The sequence below is a fragment of the Thioclava arctica genome (assembly GCF_040892615.1).
GTDB classification, from domain to species: Bacteria; Pseudomonadota; Alphaproteobacteria; order Rhodobacterales; family Rhodobacteraceae; genus Thioclava; species Thioclava arctica.
The window spans coordinates 1-246 of the sequence record NZ_JBFRYC010000076.1 but is presented as its reverse complement, the minus strand read 5'-3'; the positions used below and the strand labels follow the sequence as shown (position 1 = coordinate 246).

Below are 246 nucleotides of genomic sequence, written 5' to 3'. Positions count from 1 at the left end.
CATGGCATGGCAATTACTGCGCCTATAAATACGACCTGCGCACCTATAGCCCGGTCGGTGCGATCCTGTTTGACCATCCCGATCCCTCGATCTTCACGGTGCTGACCGCGCCGTCAGGGCAGGAAGGCACCGCCAATATCGACTTCGTGCTGTTCCGTGAGCGCTGGATGGTGGCCGAGCACACCTTCCGCCCGCCGTGGTATCACAAGAACATCATGTCCGAGATGATGGGCAATATTTACGGCA

Annotated in this window: 1 protein-coding gene; it reads left to right on the top strand. The window is 57.7% G+C overall.

What is annotated here, in order from left to right; all coding sequences use genetic code 11:
* Nucleotides 1–246, top strand: a 246-nt coding sequence (locus AB4874_RS20155; RefSeq protein ID WP_368393323.1) for a homogentisate 1,2-dioxygenase domain-containing protein, incomplete at both ends; no start/stop codon positions are given.